Below are 19,808 nucleotides of genomic sequence, written 5' to 3'. Positions count from 1 at the left end.
TTCCGGGTCGGCCCCATTCCTTATGCGTTAATAACTGTTAACTTTTAGCTGCGGGTAATCGGTCTGTCCCGCTGGTCGTCTCCGTCACTGCCGCGGCCGGTGCCCCTGCCGCCAACCATTCCGAGGTGACTGCGCCATGACCCACAGCAAGCCGGCTCAGAGCAACGTGTCCGCGGCGACCACCGAAGCGGAGATCGCCGCGGGGAACCCCGCGTAGAAGGCCAGGTGTGTGATCAACGCTGATATCTCGTCCGTGGTCAGTCCGTTGTCGACACCGCGCCGCAGGTGTGCCCGCAGTTCGTCGGGTCGGTAGAGCGCGATGAGCGCACTCAGGGTGGCGATGCTGCGGTCGCGAGGGCTCAGCCGATCGTCGTTCCAGACTTTGTTGTAGAGAGGCGAATCGACGAGATCGGCCAGCTCTGGAGTGAATTGCCGAGCGGCGCCGCGCGGGGATTCGTTGATGTCAGGCACGAGAAGGCTCCGTTCATGTTGGTGTTGGCCGTTGCCAACGAGATTGGCGGGCTCACCGCGTCACCGCTGTACCGAGGCCCACGCGGAGCAGTGCCGTCTGCATCTCGGGCGACGACGGTCAACAACCAGATCACCGCGCGCCGCTGGTGCGCTTCGCGCGGAAGACGACGGGTGCAACGCTGCCCGTGGATCAGTCACCTCCCTCTGCGTGGTGGATCTGCGCCGAGACATCCTCGCCGACGAGATCGGCGTGCAGGAATGCTCCGGATGTCGGCAGGCGCAGGTGTAGTTCCGAGGCGGTGCTGATGGCGATGTGCCCGGCGTCCAGGGTGAAGTCGAGGACGTGACCTCCGCTGGTGCGTTCGTCGTCGAGGAAGTGCAGGTGATAGCCGGCCACCGAGATGCCCTGCTCGAAATCCGGTGTGCGGAAACCGACGAGAACACCATTCACGTGGTCGAATGTCTTTTCGGCCTGACCGTCGCTGGCCTCGGTCAGCGGGGGATAGGGCGGTGTCTGGGCCCTGACGGTGCGGGTGCGCACATTCGAGAGCGCACCGGTGACCCGGACCGCGTAGATCAGGTTGGGGCTCTCCACCGTCCGATCGATCAGCGCAAGAACATCCGGCCGGCTGGTGGGGACGTCGACGGTGCGGGTGGTGCTGTGCGTGAAATGGGTGACCGCCGCGAACGGCGAGCGGTCGGTACGGTTCGCCACGGTCGCGCTGCCGTCGGCCCGCAGGTGGTAGCACACGCCGTCGAGGATGATCATTTCGCCATCGAGACGGTTGAAGGTGCCAAGGCCGAAGTCGCCGTGGCGCAACAGTTCCTCGATGGTGATGTCGCCGTCGTAGACGCCGTCCAGCAGCGCGCTCATGGTCGAGGACTGGAACACCTCAGCACTTCGCGGATCGCCGGTAACTGTCGCACTGTGGTGGGCGATGACCTTGCGCGCCCATGTGGCGAACTGGTCGAGGGGGCCGTGTCGTGACGTCATGGGGTTGCCGTCACTCGAAGCTGTCGTCGTGCAGGTGCGCGGCCAGATGTGTGTTCCTGCTGTAGTCGACGGGGACGTCGATCACCGACGGCCCGTCCTCGCCGAGGGCCTGCGCCAGCGTGGAGGCGAACTCGTCGAGTGAGCCGACCCGGTAGCCGCGGGCGCCGAAAGCTGCTGCGTAATTGGTGATGTCGTAGTCACCCAGTTGTACGCCCGACTTGCGGCCGTACTTGAGGACTTCTTGGAAGCCGACCATGTCGTAGGTGTTGTCGCGCAGGATGATGTGAGTGAGGTTGAGGCCCAGTCGCGCCGCGGTTTCGAGTTCTTGCGCGGAGAACAGGAACCCGCCGTCCCCGGAGATGGACACGACGGGTGTGCCGGGACGCACCAGCGCAGCTGCCATCGCCCACGGCAGCGCTACGCCGAGGGTCTGCTGGCCGTTGGAGAACAGCAGACGCCGGGGTTCGTAGACCCGAAAGTGTCGCGCCATGTAGATGTATACCGAGCCGACGTCACAGGCAATGGTGGCCTCGTCGTCGAGGTGTTCCCGCAGCGCCAGCACGACGGCGGTGGGGTTGAGTCCCGCTGTCGTGGCGGGTATCGCGCGTTCGGTGGTGTCGATGTCGGTCAGCGACTGACGCTGACGAGCGATGTCGTCGACATAGGTGTCGGCGAGTGTCATTCCGGACAGCAGCCGGGTGAGTTCGACCAGTGTGTCGGCGATGTTGCCGCGTAGCTCGCTGACGGGCTGATAGTGGATGTCGATGCCGGCGGGCAGGGAGTCGATGTGGATGACGGTGCGGGCCGGGTCGTCGTTCCACAGGCCCGGGTCGTATTCGACGGCGTCGTAGCCGATGGTGATCAGGACATCGGCTTGGGAGACGAGGATGTCGCCGGGTTGATTGCGGAACAATCCGACGCGTCCCAGGTAGTGCGATTCGAGGTCTCGGGAGATGACGCCGGCGCCCTGGAACGTCTCGACGACGGGTAGCTCGGTGGCGGACACGAGAGCGCGCACCGCTTCGCAAGCCTCGGGTGCCGCACCTCGAACGCCCACCAGGAGGACCGGTCGTTTGGCGGCCGTGATGAGGTCGGCGGCCGCGCGGATCCCGGTGATGGGGGCGCCGGCCAATGCCGGTACCGGGTGTCGCGTGGTGATGGCTGCTGCAGTGGGGGCACTGAGCACATCGGCGGGAAGCACCAGCGCGGCGGCGCCCTGAGGCTCGGTGAGCGCGGCGCGAAAGGCGCCGACAGTGGCTTCGGCGGCGTTGTCGGCGTCGTTGACCTCGCCGGTGTGTTTGGTCACCGTCGTGAGGAACGCGGCGGCATCCATCGACTGGTGGGTCCGCTTGAGTCGATCTGCCCGGCCCACGGCGCCGCACAGGGCCACGACGGGGTCTTGCTCGGTGTTGGCGGTGAGCAGTCCGGTGGCCAGGTTGGTGGTGCCAGGACCGGAGGTGACCAGCACGACACCTGGTGTGCCGGTGAGTCTGCCGATGGCACCGGCCATGAAGGCCGCGTTCTGTTCGTGGCGACACACGACCAGTTCAGGCCCCCCGTCGACCAGGGCGTCGTAGACGGCGTCGATCTTTGCCCCCGGCACGCCGAACACGTAGGGCACCTCGTAGGCGGTGAGCACGTCGACGATGCGCTGGGCGCTGCGGGTGGAGCGGTCGCTGGTCATGTGTCGTCCTTCGTCGTGTGAAGTCGAGGTGCGGGGGCGTCCGTGACTACTCGGCGTGTCGGCACGCGCTGCTCGCCGAGACATGTTTCTAGGAGTCGACTGCAGCCTCGCGTGGACGGTGCCGATGCGTCCAATTGGTTCTTCGACGCGACTCCATAGGCGAGACCTATGCGTCCGAATCCGTTGCGATGCTGCGTGACCGGGGTCGCCGATCCTCGGCGGCCAGCTGGAATCACGTACACACGTGGCCCGAAGTCTCCTCCACGTTCACCGTGGTGTTCCAAAGCGCAAGGAACGCACGCAACGGCGCTGACGCGGGAATGTCGTTGCGCCAGATGAGCATCTTCTCGAATTCGATCTGCGGGGTGATCTGCCGGATGGTGAGGCCGCAACCAATGAGGGCGGGATCGCAGCGGGAGCTGAGCGCCACTCCGAGCCCTTGCTGGGCGAAGGAGACCTGCAGGCGCACGTCGTTGGCCGCACAGTTGACCAGGACCTCGGTGCCGGACGCTGCCGCGACCCGGTCGATATTGGCCCGCAACGCGCTGGTGCGCGGGTAGGTGATGATCGGGTGGCAGGCCAGCTCACTGAGTTCGAGTGGGTCACTGTCGCCGAGCGGGAACGCACAGGGGTCGAACACCGCGACGATCTCGTCCACGAACAGCGGCGAGGTGCTGATCGAGGCCGGTAACGCATCGGCGGGCCGGGCGATCACGGCTGCGTGCAGCTGGTTCTGCAGCACCATGTCGAGCAGTGGCTTGCTGGTGGCCTCGGAGACGACGATATCGATGCCGGGATACTCGTTCCGAAGCGCGCCGAGCAACATCGGGGTCGTGGTGTGTTCCACACCCCCTCCCGTCCCGATCCGAAACTCGCCGCGTAGCAAACCGGCGCGTGCGGAGAACTCTGCCTTGGCGTCGTTGGCGGCCTGAATGCACATCCGTGCATAGGGCAACAGCACCTGACCGGCGTCGGTGAGGGCCGTGGTGCGCTGGGTCCGGTCGAACAGCGCCTCGCCGAGCTCGCGCTCCAGCCCCTGTATCTGCGCGCTGATCGAGGGTTGGGTGATGAAGCACTTCTGGGCGGCCCGGGTGAACGAGCCCTCGTCGGCCACGGCGACGAAGTACTCCAGGGTCCTCAACTCCATGAACCGACACGATGCCCGATGATCATGACTGGTGGCTACTCATACGGCAAAGTTTCCTGGTAGCGGGGGGTCACGATGCTTCTGCAGGTTTGCCGACGCGTCAGCCGAGGGCTCTCACGATGTCGCGGATCGTGTCGACGACCACGGCGGGCTGAGACAGCATCACCAGATTCGAGGAGTTGACCTCGCGGATAGTGGCACCGGCACGCTCGTAGCCGAAGTGCTGCACCTGCGGCAGGATGCTGCGATCGGCCGTGCACAGGACCGCCCAGGTCGGGCGAGCCCGCCAGGCCGCCGTCGTGGCGGGCTGGGCAAACGCAGCGGCGGTCACGGGCCGCTGCGACACGGCGAGCACCGACGCGACCCCGGGATCGACGTCCGCGGCCAGCACCGAGGCGAACTTCGAGGAGTCCACCGACACGTCCATCCCGGCGGTGGAGTGCTCGGTGGCCGGAAACGGCGTCTGAATCAGTGCATCGGGAAGGTCGGAGTCAGGGAACCGGCCTTGAAGCTGCGCAACGCTTTCACCCTCGGTCAACGCGTATCCGGCGAGGTAGAGCAGCGCCGCGACGTTGGACGCGGTGCCGGCCTCAGTGATGACCGCTCCACCATAGGAATGGCCGACCAACAGCACCGACCCCGCGATCGTCTCCACGAAGGCGCGAACCAATGCAGCGTCTCCGATCAGGCTGCGGTTCGGTACGGCTACGGCGACCACCGGGATGCCGGAGTCCAGAAGTCCCTTCGTGACCGGCTGGTAGGACGAGGCATCGGTGAAGGCTCCGTGCACGAGAACCACGGTCGGGGTGGGCATCACGGACACGCTCCGATGAACGACGAGGGAACGATCACATCGTGATGGGCCAATTCGGCGGCGTCCAATCGTGTTTGGCGATGCGGCCATAGGTACAGCCAATCCAGATCCCCATCGGCGGAGCCGATGGAAGCCCGTGACGATTCCTATTGGACGTCGAACTGGGTGAGACGTGAAACTTCGAAGAACCCATGAAGCTGCCGACGCTCGGTGGTCCGCAGGCAGCCAAGCGCACGCCGCGTTCGAGATGACTCGTCAATCGACGAGAGAAGGAAGAGTCAGATGAGCGTCACCGTGATCGAGTACGTTCTCGGCAGACTGCACGACATCGGTGTCAACGACATCTTCGGCGTACCAGGGGACTACGCCTTCCCTCTGCACGACGCCATCGTCGCGCATTCCGACATCAACTGGATCGGCTGCTGCAACGAACTGAACGCCGGCTATGCCGCAGACGGGTACGCGCGCATTCAAGGCGTGGGTGCAGTCACCACCACCTACGGAGTAGGGGAACTCAGCGCGATCGGTGCGGTCGCCGGTTCCTACGCCGAGAACCTGCCGGTCTTCCATCTCGTCGGCATGCCCACCCTGGCCACCCAAGCCAATCGGTCGATGGTGCATCACACCCTGGGCAACGGAGAATTCGACCTGTTCCGGTCGATGGCCGACACCGTCACCGGCGCCAGCGCGATCATCACCCCCGCCAACGCCGTCGCCGAGACCGAACGTCTCATCGCTGAAGCCCTCTACAACCGGCGCCCCGTGTACATGGCCCTGCCCTCCGACGTCGTCGACAAACCGATCGTCGCACAATCGGACCCCTTGCCCGTGCCCGTCAGCGATTCGACGGCACTGGGGGCCGCGACCGACGCCGTGGTCGGTGCGTTGGAGGCGGCGTCGACGGCGTGCGTCCTGCCCGGCATCCTTCTGGACAGGTTGGGTCTGCGCGACACCGCTCGGCAGTTCGTCGAGGCGGCGGACCTTCCGTTCGCGACCATGTTCGCCGACAAGTCCGTCCTCGAAGAAGAACACCCCAACTACATCGGCATCTACGACGGCCAACTGATGGACCCGGCGGTCCGCGAGTTCGTCGAAACCTGCGACGTCGTCGTGGCGTTCGGCACGATGGCGACGGACTTCAACACCGGCGCCTTCACCTCCAACCTCGACCTTCACAAGATCGTCAAGATCGACCTGCACAGCACGCGTGTGGGGTTCACCGTCTACCAGGGCGTCGAGATGGCCGACCTCCTCCGCGCACTGGCCGGGCGGTCGTGGAGTACCCGGCAGCGAGGCGGTCCCCGGCCAGAGCAACTGGGTCCCGTGTGCGGGTCCGGTGCCGATCCGATCACCGCGGCAGCGTTATACCCGCGATGGGCAGACTTCGTGCGGCCCGACGACATCGTCATCGCCGAAACCGGCACCGTATCCATGGGTTTGGCGTTCGCGCAGCTCCCACGAGGCGCACGGTTCCACAACCAGACCCTGTGGGGCGCCATCGGGTGGGCCACTCCGGCAGCACTGGGGGCGGCCGTCGCCGCACCGAACCGCCGGCTCGTCTTGTTCACCGGGGAAGGCTCCCACCAGCTGACGGCACAAGAAATCGGCCAGTTCCACCGTCTTGGCTTGAAGCCGATCATATTCGTGCTCAACAACTCCGGTTACCTCATCGAGCGGATGCTGTGTACCGACCCCGGCATCGCCTACAACGACGTCGCGCCGTGGAACTACACCGAACTCCCGCACGCACTGGGATGCGACGACTGGTTCACCCCGCGGGTGAGTACGTGCGCCGAACTCGACGCCGCGCTCACGACCGCCGCCGAGGGCACCCGCGCCGCCTACATCGAGGTGATGACGGGGACCTACGAGGTGCCCCCGCTCGTCCAGAAGCTGCACGAGAACGTCAAGACCCTCTACAACACGGGCTAGCGAGAGGCGTGTCGATGGGAAGCCGCGGGACAGCTGCTCCGTGATCTCCGACGTTGCCGTCATTACCGCTAGCCGGAAGTGGCAACTGCCGCCACCGGGCTGTCGACCAGTACGCGATCGGAGTTGGCTCGAGTCACGACATTCGGCCGGCACAACAGAAGGGGATCGACATGACCACCCGCGTGATCGTAGGAATAACAGGGGCCAGCGGCACGGCGTACGGCGTGCGCCTCCTGGACGTGTTACGCGAAGAGCCGGACGTCGAGACGCATCTGGTGATGTCCCAATCTGCGCGTAGGACTTTGCATTACGAACTCGACATGACTGTCGGCGAGATCGAGGAACTCGCCGACGTCGTGCACAAGCCCAACGACATCGGCGCCTCGATCGCATCGGGATCTTTTCGTGCCCACGCCATGGTCGTCGCCCCCTGTTCGATGAAGACCGCAGCAGGCATTGCGACCTCCTACTCCGACAATCTGCTGCTGCGCGCCGCCGACGTCATGCTCAAGGAACGACGCCGACTGGTTCTGTTGGTTCGCGAAACGCCGCTGCACCTCGGACACCTGCGCATCCTCACCCAGCTCGCCGAGATCGGCGCGATCATCATGCCCGCGGCACCGGCCTTCTACCAGCGGCCCGAGACGATCGACGACCTGATCGACCAGACCGTGAACCGTGTCCTGGACTTGGCCGACGTCGAACTGCGCCGGGACCTCTTCCCCCGCTGGACCGGCGGACAGCCGGCACCCGATGCGCACCACGAACCCGAACTCGTCCGCCCCGTCCACTGACCGCCGATCCCGACTCACCAGGAGCACACCCACATGTCTGCACACGTCGACCGCAACAAGATCCCCCGCAGCTACCGCGAGTACCTCGCCCTCATGAAGGACATGGGCGAACTCGTCGAGATCGATGACGAAGTCGACTGGAACCTGGAGATGGGGGCGATCTTCCGCCACTCCGCCGAAACGTGCGCTCCCATGCCCGTGTTCAACCGCGTCAAGGACACCGCGCCCGGATTCCGTGCCGCCGACTGGGGCATGGGCAAGAGTGGTCACCCCACCCAACCCTGGCGCCGACTCTCCGCCATGCTCGGATTGCCCCCCGAGACACCCCTGATGGAGATCCAAGCCGCCTACATCGAGGCCAAGGAGAACGGTCGCTCCTACCCGCCCAACGTGGTCGACGCCTCCCAGGCACCGTGCAAGCAGAACAAGTGGACCGGCGACCAGATCGACCTCAACAAGATCCCTGCGCCGCTGGCCCATGACGGCGACGGTGGCCGATACCTGCAGACCGCGGGCCTCAACATCGCCAAGACCCCCGACGGGAAATGGACCAACTGGTCCACCAATCGCGCGATGATCCTCGACGCCCAGACCATGACGGGCCAATGGTGGCCCAAGCAGCACAACGGGATGATCTGGAAGATGTGGCGCGACGCGGGCAAGGACATGCCCTGGGCGTGCGCACTCGGCGTGAGCCCGGTCGCCTCGACCCAGGCTGCCTCTCGCATACCGGCCTGGGTCGACGAATACGACATGGCCAGCGCACTTCTGGGCGCACCGCTGGACATGGTGAAGTGCGAAACCAACGACATCCTCGTCCCCGCCGATGCCGAGATCATCATCGAGGGCGTGATCGAATACGGCACCCAGGAACCCGAGGGACCTTTCGGCGAATACCCCGGCTACCTACCCGACGAGACCACGATCTTCCCCCGCCAGAAGGTCACCTGCGTGACGTTCCGCGACCAGCCGATACTTCCGATGTCGATACCCGGGGTGCCGATCGACAACTGCCACGTCACCATGGGATTCTTCATCTCCTCGGACTCGGTGGTCACCCTGCAGAAGGCCGGCCTGCCCGTCATCGACGGCATGTACCTGTTCGAGGCGGCCATCCTGTGGTTTGTCATCCGCGTCCCCAAGGATTGGCACAACCGGACCGGCTGGACGCTCGACGAGTTCATGAACCGTCTGGGCAACACCTTCTGGACGGACCACGTGGGCGACACCGTCACCAAGATCCTCGTCGTCGACGAAGACATCGACCCCTCCGACGTGAAACAGGTGGTGTGGGCATTCGCGTCGCGCAACCATCCCACGTTCACCACCTACCTGTTTCCCGAGTTGCGGGCCTTCGGTGACGGCATCGAGTCCTACCACACCACCCGCGAGCTGTCCGAGGACAAGGGAACCTCCCTGGTCATCTACGCCTGCCTGGAGAACGCCGACCGGGTCGGACGACCCGAGAAGCGGGTGATGTCCTTCACCGAGAACTACCCCGAACCCGTCAAGCAGAAGGTCCTCGACAACTGGGAGCGCTGGGGCTTCACCACACCGTGACGTGCGGGCCACACCACGAACGGCGCTGCAGCTAGCCGGTAGAGCACATGTCAGGCCACCAACCATCGGAGATGGCGGACGGCACTGCCGACAGACGTCGCGTGCTCGGCAAGAGTAGGACTCACCCGCAGAACGCATCAATCGACGAGGAGAATCGCTCATGACAACGTCCCCGGCACGCAGCCTGCACTCCGCCTCCCTGCTCGACGGCGAGATCGTCGAGGAGTCCGACCTGGGCTCGATGCGCCGCGTCACCGCCGACAACCTGCCGATCCTCAACCGCCTGTCCATCAAGCGGGTTCTGCTCAACCCCGGCGCCATGCGCACACCGCACTGGCACGCCAACGCCAACGAACTCACCTACTGCGTCTCGGGCACCGCACTGGTCTCCATCCTCGACAGCGGCAGCAAATTCTCCACCTTCATCGTCACCGCCGGCCAGATGTTCCACGCCGAATCCGGCTCCCTGCACCACATCGAGAACATCGGCGACGACGTCGCCGAATTCATCATCGCCTTCCGCAACGAACGCCCCGAGGACTTCGGCTTCGGCGCCACCCTCGGGGCCTTCTCCGACGCCGTCCTCGGCAACACCTACGACCTCCCCTCGGCCGATTTCGCCAAGATTCGTCGCACCACCCGCGACCACAAACTCGCCGCCCGCATCGGCGACCCCGCCATCCCCGCCGCCGCGCACTTCAACGACCCCCACAAGTTCGACGTCGAAGCCCAAACACCCGGACTGAACTACGTCTCGGGCAACGCCCGCTTCGCCCGCGACCAGTTCTGGCCCGCCCTCAAGGACATCTCCATGTACTCGCTGCGGGTCACCGAGGACGGCATGCGCGAACCGCATTGGCACCCCGTGACCGCCGAGATGGGCTACGTCAACCACGGCGACGCACGGATGACCATCATGAATCCCGATGGGACGCTGGATACCTGGAACCTCACCACCGGCGACATGTACTTCATCCCCCGCGCCTACCCGCACCACATCGAGAACACCGGCACCGACCCCTGGCACTTCCTCATCTTCTTCGACCAGCCGTTCCCCGCCGACATCGGCTACCGCGCATCCGCGAGTGCCTACTCCCGCGAGGTCCTCGCCGCCACCTTCGGCACCCACATCCAGGACCTGCCGCAGTTCCCGTTCACGCCCGCCGATCCGCTGATCGTCAGCCGCACCAATCCGGTCGATGCCCACGGCGTCGGACAAGCCGGATAGCACCGTGGGGCAGCACCCGACCGACACCGGGTCGGCGACGCCGGTCGCGGCCGTGCGCCGCGGCGGGGTGCGGGACGTCTTCGGTGTACCTAACTACCGGCGGTTCGTATCGGGACAGTCGCTGAGCCTGATCGGATCCTGGGCCGAGACCATTGCACTCGCACTGTTGGTCCTGCAGTTGACGCGCTCGCCCCTGGTCCTCGGGCTCGTCATGAGCACGCGATACCTCCCCGTGTTGTTGGCGACGCCCTACGCGGGATTGATCGTCGACCGCAGCGACAAGCGGCGTGTTCTGACGTTGACCAATGCGGTACTCGGTCTGACGTCACTCGGGTTGGGGTTGTCGGTCCTGATGGGCACGATCGCGCTGTGGCAGATCTTCCTGGCGGCGGCGGTCTTCGGCGTCATGACCGCGCTGGACAACCCCGCGCGAATGGCGTTGATTCCGGAACTCGTTGACACGCAGCTTCTTCGGTCGGCCATCACCATCAACAGCATGATGGCCAACGTGGGACGGGCCCTGGGTCCCGCCGTCGCGGCTGGGCTGATCCGCTGGCACGGCCTCGGGTGGTGTTACCTGTTCAACGCGCTGACCTTCGCCCTGGTGGTGGCCGCACTCGCTGCCCTCGACGGTCGTCAGTTGCACAGGACGGCACCCACCGGCCGCGGCAAGCGCCAGCTGCGCGAGGGACTGGCCGTGGCCCGGTCGAACCGTGACATCGCAGGACCCCTGGTCATGATGGCCTTCGTCGGCACGCTGGCCTATGAGTTCGAGACCAGCCTGCCGGTGTTCGCGGAGCAGACACTCAGCGCGGGCGTCGACGGATATGCCTGGCTGACGACGGCATTCGGGGTGGGCTCCGTGTTGACGGGTCTGCTGATCGCACGATGGCCCATCACGGGGCTGGAACCGATGATTCGTGTGACCGTCCTCTACGGCGCAGCGATGCTCCTGTTGACCGTCAGTTTCGAGCTGCCGGTAGCGCTGGTGTCCGCAGGGCTCGTCGGCGGTGCGAGCATCGCCTTCCTCACGACGGGCAACAGCACCATCCAGCTTGCGGCGCCACCGCAGATGCGCGGCCGCGTCACCGGGTTGTGGACGACGGCGTTCATCGGGTCCACTCCGTTGGGCGCCGTGATCATCGGTGTGGTGGCACATCGTTTCGGCGGACACGCCGGCCTGGCCGCGGGAGTGATCGGATGTGCACTGGCGGTGATTCTCGGGACCGTCGTACATCGCCGAAGCGAGCCCGAGCGCACCGACGAGTCCGGTAGTCGCTGACCACCGTCGGTGCCGCGGGGGTTCAACGCCATCGATCACGTCACCCACCCCGGCCAGGCGTTCACTGCAATGGCTCGGGTGTGAAGGTGACGTCGACATCGCCCACGGTCATCGTCACCTGACCTTCCATCACCATCACCTGCGCCGAGACCCGTCGATCGACAGTCTGGGCCAGCTGCTGCACCGGTGCGTGCGGGATCTGCACCACCGACAGGTTCGGCAGCCCGGCCACTTTGGGGCCGACGGTGCGCCACCAGGTTGCCACGCCAGCGGCGAACGGGAACAGCAGCACCTGGTCGGCTTGGCCGGCCGCCTTGCCCAAGGCGCGTTCATCGGGCTGGCCGACGTTGATCCACTCCAGGATCCGGCCCGTGTAGTCCGCGAGCCGCAGGTCCGGGACCCCCGGGGTGGACAGGCCGGCCCCGAACGTCAGCTCACCGTCGACGTCGCTGAGTCGGTGTGCGCGCAGCCCAAACGCCAACAAGCGCACCACCATCCGCTCATCGGTCTCACTGGGATGACGGGCCACGGTCAGCGTGTGATCGGCGTAGTAACCGTGATCGACATCGGAGACGCCAAGCTCGACTTTGAACACTGTTGCAGAAAGGGCCACGGCCTAGTGTCCACCCTGGTGGTGTTCTGCGGGCAGGCAGGCCGCTTCATGTGGTCCGGCCGCCGCGCTTGTCGCTGGATCGAGTCGCCACCGCACCGGCGTATCAGCCCTGATGCACCGCGCCCTCAGGCCGGGCTGACCTGGCAGGGAACGCCGTTGATGGCGTGTGTGTTGCTCGGCACGTCGATGACGTCGGTGGGATTGAGCAGGTTGCTGTTGACTCCGGGATGGCGGTACGCAACGGTCAACGTCGTGCCGTCCAGCCCGTGACCCCAACCGTGGGGGAGCGACACCACCCCGGGTCTGACCTCGTCGGTGACGTCGGCAGTCACCGTGACGGTGCCTTCGGAGGTGGTCACCTGCGCCATGGCACCGTTCTCGACACCGACGCGCGCCGCGTCGGCGGGGTTGATGAGCAAGGTGCAACGATCACGTCCCTTCATGAGCGCAGGGACGTTGTGCAGCCAGGAGTTGTTGGACCGCAGATGCCGTCGGCTGATCAACACCAGTTCGGGGGTTTCGCGCTCCATCCGCGACAGCAGCCGGGGGATGTCGCTGACCAGGTGCTCGTGCAGCAGTTCGACCTTCCCCGAGGGCGTGGTCACGCTGGTATCGAGCCGTCCCCCTTCGAGTTCGGCCAGGCGCAGCCCATCGGGATGGCGGCGGACCTCTGTCAGGGTGAGGCCACCGGGCCGCTCGCCCAGCTGGTCACCCCACGGTCCCACCCGAATTCCCAAATCCATCAACCGTTCTGGTCCCTTTCCGATCAGCGCGGTCATCACCTGTTCGGCGTCGCGTCCCGTCAGCGGGTTGTTCGGAGTCGCGGACATGGTGGCCACCATTCCGCCCACGTAGAGGTCGTCGAGCGCGGCGATGTCGACCTCCGGCACCGGCGTGCCGAACATCGCGCCACCGAGTCGCAGCAGTAACTCCCATTCACGGGGACGGTCCGGCGCGGGTTCGAAGACCGGCTCCGAGTACTTGACGCAGGAGGCGACCGCATACATCCAGTACAGGTCGTCCAGATGGGGAAGTTCCAGGGGCGAGCAGCCCGGCAGAATCACATGGGCATGACGGGTGGTCTCGTTGAGCCAGTTGTCCACCGCAATCAACGCGTCGAGTCGGCCCAACGCGGCGGACAGACGGCCGGCACCCGGCGCTGACACAGCGGGATTGCCAGCCACCGTGATCAGCGCGCGCAACCGGCCTTCGCCGGGGGTGTCGATCTCTTCTGCGAGGCAGCCGACCGGGAAGCTGTTGAGCACCTCGGGCGCTCCCCGGACGCGGCTGCGGTAGCGCCCGAACCGCCAACCCGGCCCGTCCTGGTCGGGCGGCTTGGCGAACATCGGCGACCACACCGCCGGTTTCGCGAACACCGCACCGCCGGGACGGTCCAGCACACCGAGCGCGGTGTTGATCACGAACACCAGCCACGTGGTCAGCGTGCCGAATTCCTGTGTACAGGCCCCAATTCTGCTGTACAGCACCGGGTGCTCGGCACGCGCGAGGTCATCGGCCAGCCGGCGGATCGTGCCGGCGTCGATGCCGGTGGCGGCGGCGACCCGCTCGGGCGGGAAGGGCTCTGCCATCGCGATGATCTCGTCCAGCCCGGAGACTTTCCCGCGCAGATGTTCGGGATGCCGCACCCCACCGTTCTCGGACAGGGTGCGCAGGATGGCAAACAGCAGAAGTGCGTCGGTGCCGGGTTGGATCGGGACCCACTCACTCGCGCGTTGCGCGGTCGTGGTGCGTCGCGGGTCGATGACCACCACGCGGCCGCGCCGGGCGACATCGGCCAGCAGTCCGGTGATGTCGGGCGCTGACAGCATCGATCCCTGTGAGGCAGCCGGATTGGCGCCGAGGATCACCAGGTGGTCAGTGCGATAGAGGTCGGGGATGGGGCCGTTCCACATGCCGCCGAACAGCAGGCTGCTCACCACGTTCAGGGGCCATTGGTCCATGGTGCCCGGCGAGTAGTACCCCTTCACGCCTGCTGCCTCGGCGAAGCCGATCAGCGCCCCGATATAGGTGGCCAGGTGGCTGTTGTGCGCAACGGGGTTCCCGACGTACACACTCAGTGCGCCGGCACCGTCGGCGTCGAGGGCGGGCCGCAGCACCCGTTCGGTCTCGGCGAGTGCGTCATCCCAGGACACCGCCACGTGACTGCCGTCCGGGCGACGGACCATCGGCTGCCGCAGCCGGTCGGGATCGGTGTGCAGGTGTCCGAGCGACACCCCTTTCGGGCAGATGTGCCCGCGGGACCACACATCGTCGTGGTTGGCGCGGATGCCTTGGACGTGGCCGTCGCTCACCGTGACGTGAAGTCCGCACATCGCTTCGCACAGCGGGCATGTCACGTTGTGGGAAGCCATGTCGTCTCCTGACCATCAGCACGCGAAACCCCTTGAGATCTCACGATGACTATCGATGTTGGCGGAATATCTGCGAATGCGTCGCGCCGGGTCAGCGGCCCTGGGCGCGTATATAGGTGTTGAGCACCTCGACCAATGTTCTGCGGTCCCTGCTGGTGTCGAGTGGTTGTGGGGAAACCATCTGGGCGAGCACGATTCCCCGTAGCGTTGCCCAGATGAGGTTTCCGATCTCGGTGGTCTGCGGTGCGTCGAGATCCTCTCCGAGATGCCGGCCGAGCTCGGTGAATTGCCCCATGGTGTCGGACAGTTGGGCGTTGACCTCACTGTCGCGCGCCGCGCGGGTGGAGATGAGGATTTCCAGCGCGGCCATGGAGGTGGGGCTGGAGAACGCCTGCCACAGCGTGTCGACGACGACCTCGGTGCGGCGCTCGGCGGGCAGGTGCGCGGTCTCGTGGCGCAGTCTTTCGAGGGCCTCGGTGAGTTCGGTGATGCCTTGGTTGACCACTGCCATGAGCAGTCCGCCGAGATCGCCGAAGTGGTACTGCACCACTCCCCAGGTGAGGCCGGCGCGTTCGGTGATGCGCCGCACGCTGGGTGCGGCGAAGCCTTCGTCCAGGATGTAGCGCACCGTTTCGTCGATGACGGCTCGGCGTGTGCGTTCGGCGCGTTCCTGGTTGCCGCCGGGCGGCCGTCGGGGTGCAGGGGATCGTGCCATGCGCCTATGTCACCACATCGTGCCCGGTAGATGGTCGAGCGGTCGCAGCTCGTGGGCGGCGAGGATGCCGGTGGGTGCCCGGCACACCGCGTCGATGGCGTTGACCGCGCGGGCGGCGGTGGCGACGACACCGCCGATGTTGTGATCGACGCCCATTCCTCCGACATGGGTGTCGATCCTGATGCCGGGATCGCCCTCGACGGTGACGCGGTGCACGCCCGGCCTGCCGTCGGGGGGATAGGTCCACTCGGGAGCGTCGGCCGCGGTGAGTCGGTTGATGTGCTCCATGGTGATGATGACCTCGTCGTCGCGCACGCCTTCCACACCGAACCGGACCGCGGCCACCCGGCCGGCCGCGACGTCCATCATCGTGGTGGAGACCGGTTCGGGAGTGACCCATTTCTCGTGGCGCTCGCGTACCGCGTCGAGGCGCACGCCGAGGTCGCGGGCCAGGCTGCGTACCTGGGTTCCCCACATCGACGCCAGGACGCCGGGCGCGAAAAGGATCGGTTCATGGTCGGGCTCTGTGCCGAAACCGAAGCTGACGCCCGTGAATTCGGCGTCGTCATAGCTGCCGTACTCGCAGATCTCTTGGACGGTGATCGCGGTCGCGCGTCCGGCGAGGCTCAATGCCGAGTACACCAGGGTGTCACCGGAGAAGCCCGGATCGATCCCGTTGACGTACAGCGTCGAGTTGCCGGCCCGGCACGCCTGCTGCAGTGGTTCACGCAACCACGTGTCGGTGAACTCGGGTGCGACCAACCATACGAAGGATGTGCCTACGACGTTCGTCCCGGCGCTCAGGAAGCGGATCAGGTCAGCCATCGCCTCGTGTGGCCGTGTCTCCGCTTGGGAGGTGTAGACGACGCAGTCGGCTTGTAGCGCAACGAGTTCGTCGATGTCTGACGTCGCGGTCACTCCGGTGGGCGTGGCCACACCGCAGAGGTCTGCGGCGTCGCGCCCGACTTTGTCCGGCGATGCGGCATGGAGCCCGACGAGTTCGAGGTCCGGGCGCCCGATGATCGTCCGGAGCGCGTGGATTCCGACATTGCCGGTGGAGAATTGAATGACGCGGCGGGTCAATGTGTTTCCTTCAGAGGAGATCGGTGATGGTCTTGAGGCCGGCGTCATAGAGAACACCGGGGAGCATGCCGCCGTCGATCTCGATGGTGGTGCCGTTGATGTAATCGGCTGCGCCGGCGGCGAGGAACACACAGGTACGGCCCACTTCGGCGGGTTCACCGCCGCGCTTGAGCGGAATGGGGTCGAAGTACTTCTCGCCGTGCGGGTCATCGGTGGGCAGCACGAAGGACCGGAAATTGTCGGTGACAGTGGGTCCGAGCGCCACACAGTTCACCCGCACAGCGGGGCCCCATTCTTGGGCGAGTGACCGTGTCATCTGGTTCAGGCCTGCCTTGGCTGCGCCGTAGGACACCAGGGTGGGCGAACCGGCGGAGTGGCTGGCTCCGCTGGAGATGTTGATGATGCAACCGGTGCCGTCCTGGGTCTTCATCTGCCGGTAGGCGCGGATGGCGAACCACAGCGGACTGATCAGGTTCATCTGCACGGCGAAGGCGTGAAACAGCACGCTGCGCTCATAGTCATCGTCGCTGGCGGGAGCCCCTTGAATGCGGGCGACCAGGCTGGGAACGGCGTCCACCGACGGAGAAGGAACCGTGCCTCCGGCGTTGTTGACGAGGATGTCGATGCGTCCGTAGGTGTCGACCACCCGGGTGACGAAGGCGTCGATGGCCCGGTAATCGGCTTGGTCGCAGACCATCTGCGCGGATCGCTCGGTCCAGGCCGAATCGTCTTCGGTACCGGGTAATGCGTCCATCGGTGCCCGTGAGCAGCCGATCACCGTCGCCCCGGCCCGCAAGAGTTCGTGCGCGATGCCCACCCCGACGCCGCGGCTCGTCCCGGTGACTATCGCGACTTTGCCGTCCAGTTCGGCCATGTGGGCACTCATCTCTGTGCGTACGGAAGATCGGGCGGCAGCGCGTGATGCATCGACACCGAAGCGGCCGGATCCGACATCCCAAAAGATTACATCTGTTATTTTTATCTGCGTGCGGAATCGGTAATCGAGGCGTACGTCGAAAGGGCAACGATGAGCAAAGTTCCGAGTCGACGTGCGCGCTTGGCGCACGCGGCACAGCACGCTGAACTGGCGAATGCCGGTGCGCACCTTTTCCGGGCCCCCGCCCCAGAATCCCGCCGAGCCGATGGCTGATCCAACGAGCCCTACGCTTCGGGTGGCCCAGTGGACCACCGGCAACGTCGCCAGAGAGGCGGTGAAGGCGACGCTCGCGCGGCCGGATCTGAGTGTGGTCGGCGCCTACGCGCACTCACCGGAGAAGGTCGGTGTCGACGTGGGCACGTTGTGCGGGATCGACCGTGAACTCGGTGTGTACGCAACCAACGACGTGAGCGCACTCCTTGCCTTGGCGCCGGATTGCATCGTCTACACACCCCTGCATTTCGAGGTCGCAGAGGTGCAGCAGATCCTGCGTGCTGGAGTCAACATCGTCACCAGTGCCGAGTTCCTGACGGGTTTGAATCTCGCCCCCGACGATCGAACGCTGATCGAGGCTGCTGCCCGCGAAGGTGGGGCCACCATCTTCGGCAGCGGGATGAACCCTGGATATGCCCAGATGATCGCCGCGGTATCGAGCGGCCTTTCCAGCAATGTGCGGCACGCCTCGATGACCGAGTCCGTCGATGTCTCGCAATTCATCGGAGATGCGAACTTTCAGTCTGTCGGCTGGGGGCGGCCCAAAGACGATCCCTCCCATGCGGATGATGTGCGCCGAGGGACCGTCGTTTTCGCTGAAGCAGTTGACGTGTTCGCGAGGCTGATGGGCATCGTTGTCGACGAGATCCGCTGCGATGTCGCCTTCGCCCACACCACCGAAGACGTTGTCGCGGACGGGGTGTCCCTGCCGGCCGGTCACGTGGGTGGAATGGACGTCAAGTGGTACGGAACACGCGACGGGCGTGAGGTGTTGGCGGTCAACCAGCGCTGGATAGCCACCCCGCTGCTGGAACCGGCGTGGACCGTTGAGCACGGATACCGAATCGACATCGCCGGTGACCCCAATGTGCATGTCAAGGTCGACCTGATGCCGACGGCTGAAGATCTCGCTGAGCTGACGCCCTCCCGGATGCGAGGTATCGGCCTGCGCATCACCGCTGCCCCGCTGATCAATGCGATTCCGGCGGTCTGTGCAGCGGCACCCGGTATCGCCACCTACGCCGACATTCCGGTGGTAGCGGCCCGCTTGCTGAGCGCGACAAACGAATAGCCGCACCATGCCGACCTCGGCGCCGTAGTCCGAGGGGCCGGCAGCCCGCGACGAGTCAATCAGTGAGTTCGAAGGTCTTACGTAACTGCTTGTCGAAGATGCGGCTGGGAACGGCCCGGCGCATGGCACTGAGCTGGCGCGCCTTCACGCCGGCCGGGTAGCGCAGCTTGGGTTTCTGATCGGTGGCGGCAGCCACGATGGCCTTGGCGACAGTCACGGGGTCCTCGCCGCCGTTGACCTGCTCTGCCACCACACCGTTGGCGCGGCTGCGCTGCCGGGCGTAGACGTCCAGCGGATTGTCCGGTGCCGTGGTGTTGTCGTCGAAACCGGTTCTGGTGCCGCCCGGTTCGACGAGCAACACCCTGATGCCGTGGCCGCGGACCTCGTGGTCGACGGACTCCGAATAGCCTTCGACGGCATATTTCGTGGCGCTGTAGGCGGCCATGTACGGGGCGGGCATGAATCCGAAGATGGAGGAGATATTGATGATCCGTCCGCTTCCACGAGCCCGCATGTGCGGCAGCACGGCGTTCGTCATCCTGACGACGCCGAAGACGTTGATGTCGAACAGCTTCTGCTGCTGCGCGATCGAATTCTCCTCGATGGCGCCGGCGAGTCCCATGCCGGCATTGTTGACCAGGACATCGATGCGCCCGAAGTCGGCGATCACGCCCTCGACGAGCGTGGCGACCGACTCGTCGCTGGTGACATCGAGGTCGCGAAGTGTCACGCCCGGGCGGGAATCCAGTCCCGTGGTGTTGCGGCTGGTGCCGACGACGTCGAAACCGGCCTCCACGAGACCGAGGGCGGCGAACTTACCCAGACCGGAGTTGGCGCCGGTGATGAGTGCGACGGGTCGCGATGATGGCATGTGGTTCTTTCCTGACGTGGTGTGCG

At 65.7% G+C, this 19,808-nt stretch carries 17 protein-coding genes; 6 read left to right on the top strand and 11 right to left on the bottom strand.

Annotation, left to right across the window (positions count from 1 at the left end; translation table 11 throughout):
• Positions 1 to 156: 156 nt before the first annotated feature.
• From ASE48_RS28805 to ASE48_RS28785, 5 genes are all read right to left on the bottom strand, one after another.
• On the bottom strand, positions 157 to 471 hold the full coding sequence (locus tag ASE48_RS28805; RefSeq protein WP_057170557.1) for a carboxymuconolactone decarboxylase family protein: 315 nt from the start codon (positions 469 to 471) through the stop codon (positions 157 to 159).
• A 190-nt stretch (positions 472 to 661) separates the two neighbouring features.
• Complete coding sequence (gene budA / locus ASE48_RS28800; RefSeq protein WP_082614477.1) at positions 662 to 1,465, bottom strand: acetolactate decarboxylase; 804 nt, start codon at positions 1,463 to 1,465, stop codon at positions 662 to 664.
• Positions 1,466 to 1,475: 10 nt separating this feature from the next.
• On the bottom strand, positions 1,476 to 3,149 hold the full coding sequence (gene alsS / locus ASE48_RS28795) for an acetolactate synthase AlsS (RefSeq protein WP_057170556.1): 1,674 nt from the start codon (positions 3,147 to 3,149) through the stop codon (positions 1,476 to 1,478).
• 232 nt (positions 3,150 to 3,381) lie between these two features.
• The gene (locus ASE48_RS28790; RefSeq protein ID WP_057170555.1) at positions 3,382 to 4,296 is read right to left on the bottom strand and encodes a LysR family transcriptional regulator; all 915 of its coding nucleotides are present in this window, start codon (positions 4,294 to 4,296) and stop codon (positions 3,382 to 3,384) included.
• A gap of 100 nt (positions 4,297 to 4,396) precedes the next feature.
• Positions 4,397 to 5,110, bottom strand: a complete 714-nt coding sequence (locus ASE48_RS28785; protein ID WP_057170554.1) for an alpha/beta hydrolase — start codon at positions 5,108 to 5,110, stop codon at positions 4,397 to 4,399.
• Positions 5,111 to 5,392: 282 nt separating this feature from the next.
• On the opposite strand from ASE48_RS28785, the gene ASE48_RS28780 reads away from it, so the two are divergent.
• The 5 genes from ASE48_RS28780 (at position 5,393) to ASE48_RS28760 (ending at position 11,906) form a co-directional block, all read left to right on the top strand.
• Positions 5,393 to 7,042 carry an alpha-keto acid decarboxylase family protein gene (locus ASE48_RS28780; protein ID WP_057170553.1) on the top strand — a complete coding sequence of 550 codons (1,650 nt, stop codon included), beginning with the start codon at positions 5,393 to 5,395 and terminating at the stop codon, positions 7,040 to 7,042.
• 170 nt (positions 7,043 to 7,212) lie between these two features.
• Positions 7,213 to 7,836 carry a UbiX family flavin prenyltransferase gene (locus ASE48_RS28775; RefSeq protein ID WP_057170552.1) on the top strand — a complete coding sequence of 208 codons (624 nt, stop codon included), beginning with the start codon at positions 7,213 to 7,215 and terminating at the stop codon, positions 7,834 to 7,836.
• A 33-nt stretch (positions 7,837 to 7,869) separates the two neighbouring features.
• Entirely contained in the window at positions 7,870 to 9,396 is a 1,527-nt protein-coding gene (locus ASE48_RS28770) for a UbiD family decarboxylase (protein WP_057170551.1), read from the top strand.
• A gap of 160 nt (positions 9,397 to 9,556) precedes the next feature.
• Positions 9,557 to 10,624 (top strand): cupin domain-containing protein, encoded by a 1,068-nt coding sequence (locus ASE48_RS28765; RefSeq protein ID WP_057170550.1) that lies wholly within the window; start codon positions 9,557 to 9,559, stop codon positions 10,622 to 10,624.
• A complete protein-coding gene (locus ASE48_RS28760; RefSeq protein WP_057170549.1) occupies positions 10,596 to 11,906 on the top strand; it encodes an MFS transporter in 1,311 nt (436 codons plus the stop codon). The genes ASE48_RS28765 and ASE48_RS28760 overlap by 29 nt, the downstream gene beginning before the upstream one ends.
• Positions 11,907 to 11,967: 61 nt before the next feature.
• Here the strand turns inward: ASE48_RS28760 and ASE48_RS28755 are convergent, their stop codons facing one another.
• The 5 genes from ASE48_RS28755 to ASE48_RS28735 form a co-directional block, all read right to left on the bottom strand.
• Entirely contained in the window at positions 11,968 to 12,519 is a 552-nt protein-coding gene (locus ASE48_RS28755; protein WP_057170548.1) for a YaeQ family protein, read from the bottom strand.
• A gap of 125 nt (positions 12,520 to 12,644) precedes the next feature.
• Positions 12,645 to 14,891: a molybdopterin-dependent oxidoreductase gene (locus ASE48_RS28750; RefSeq protein ID WP_057170547.1), complete on the bottom strand. Its 2,247-nt coding sequence runs from the start codon at positions 14,889 to 14,891 to the stop codon at positions 12,645 to 12,647.
• 91 nt (positions 14,892 to 14,982) lie between these two features.
• Positions 14,983 to 15,606 (bottom strand): TetR/AcrR family transcriptional regulator, encoded by a 624-nt coding sequence (locus ASE48_RS28745; protein ID WP_057170546.1) that lies wholly within the window; start codon positions 15,604 to 15,606, stop codon positions 14,983 to 14,985.
• Positions 15,607 to 15,615: 9 nt separating this feature from the next.
• Positions 15,616 to 16,737, bottom strand: a complete 1,122-nt coding sequence (locus ASE48_RS28740; protein WP_057170545.1) for an NAD(P)H-dependent amine dehydrogenase family protein — start codon at positions 16,735 to 16,737, stop codon at positions 15,616 to 15,618.
• Positions 16,700 to 17,563 carry an SDR family NAD(P)-dependent oxidoreductase gene (locus tag ASE48_RS28735; RefSeq protein WP_057170544.1) on the bottom strand — a complete coding sequence of 288 codons (864 nt, stop codon included), beginning with the start codon at positions 17,561 to 17,563 and terminating at the stop codon, positions 16,700 to 16,702. The genes ASE48_RS28740 and ASE48_RS28735 overlap by 38 nt, the downstream gene beginning before the upstream one ends.
• 268 nt (positions 17,564 to 17,831) lie before the next feature.
• Here ASE48_RS28735 and ASE48_RS28730 point away from each other — a divergent pair, with 268 nt between their 5' ends.
• Complete coding sequence (locus ASE48_RS28730) at positions 17,832 to 18,911, top strand: NAD(P)H-dependent amine dehydrogenase family protein (protein ID WP_156409408.1); 1,080 nt, start codon at positions 17,832 to 17,834, stop codon at positions 18,909 to 18,911.
• Positions 18,912 to 18,966: 55 nt separating this feature from the next.
• Here the strand turns inward: ASE48_RS28730 and ASE48_RS28725 are convergent, their stop codons facing one another.
• Positions 18,967 to 19,782, bottom strand: a complete 816-nt coding sequence (locus ASE48_RS28725; RefSeq protein WP_057170542.1) for an oxidoreductase — start codon at positions 19,780 to 19,782, stop codon at positions 18,967 to 18,969.
• Positions 19,783 to 19,808 lie beyond the last annotated feature (26 nt).

Source organism: Mycobacterium sp. Root265 (genome assembly GCF_001428895.1).
In the GTDB taxonomy this organism is placed as follows: Bacteria; Actinomycetota; Actinomycetes; order Mycobacteriales; family Mycobacteriaceae; genus Mycobacterium.
Note: the sequence above shows the minus strand (reverse complement) of the source record. Positions and strands in the feature narration are given on the sequence as shown.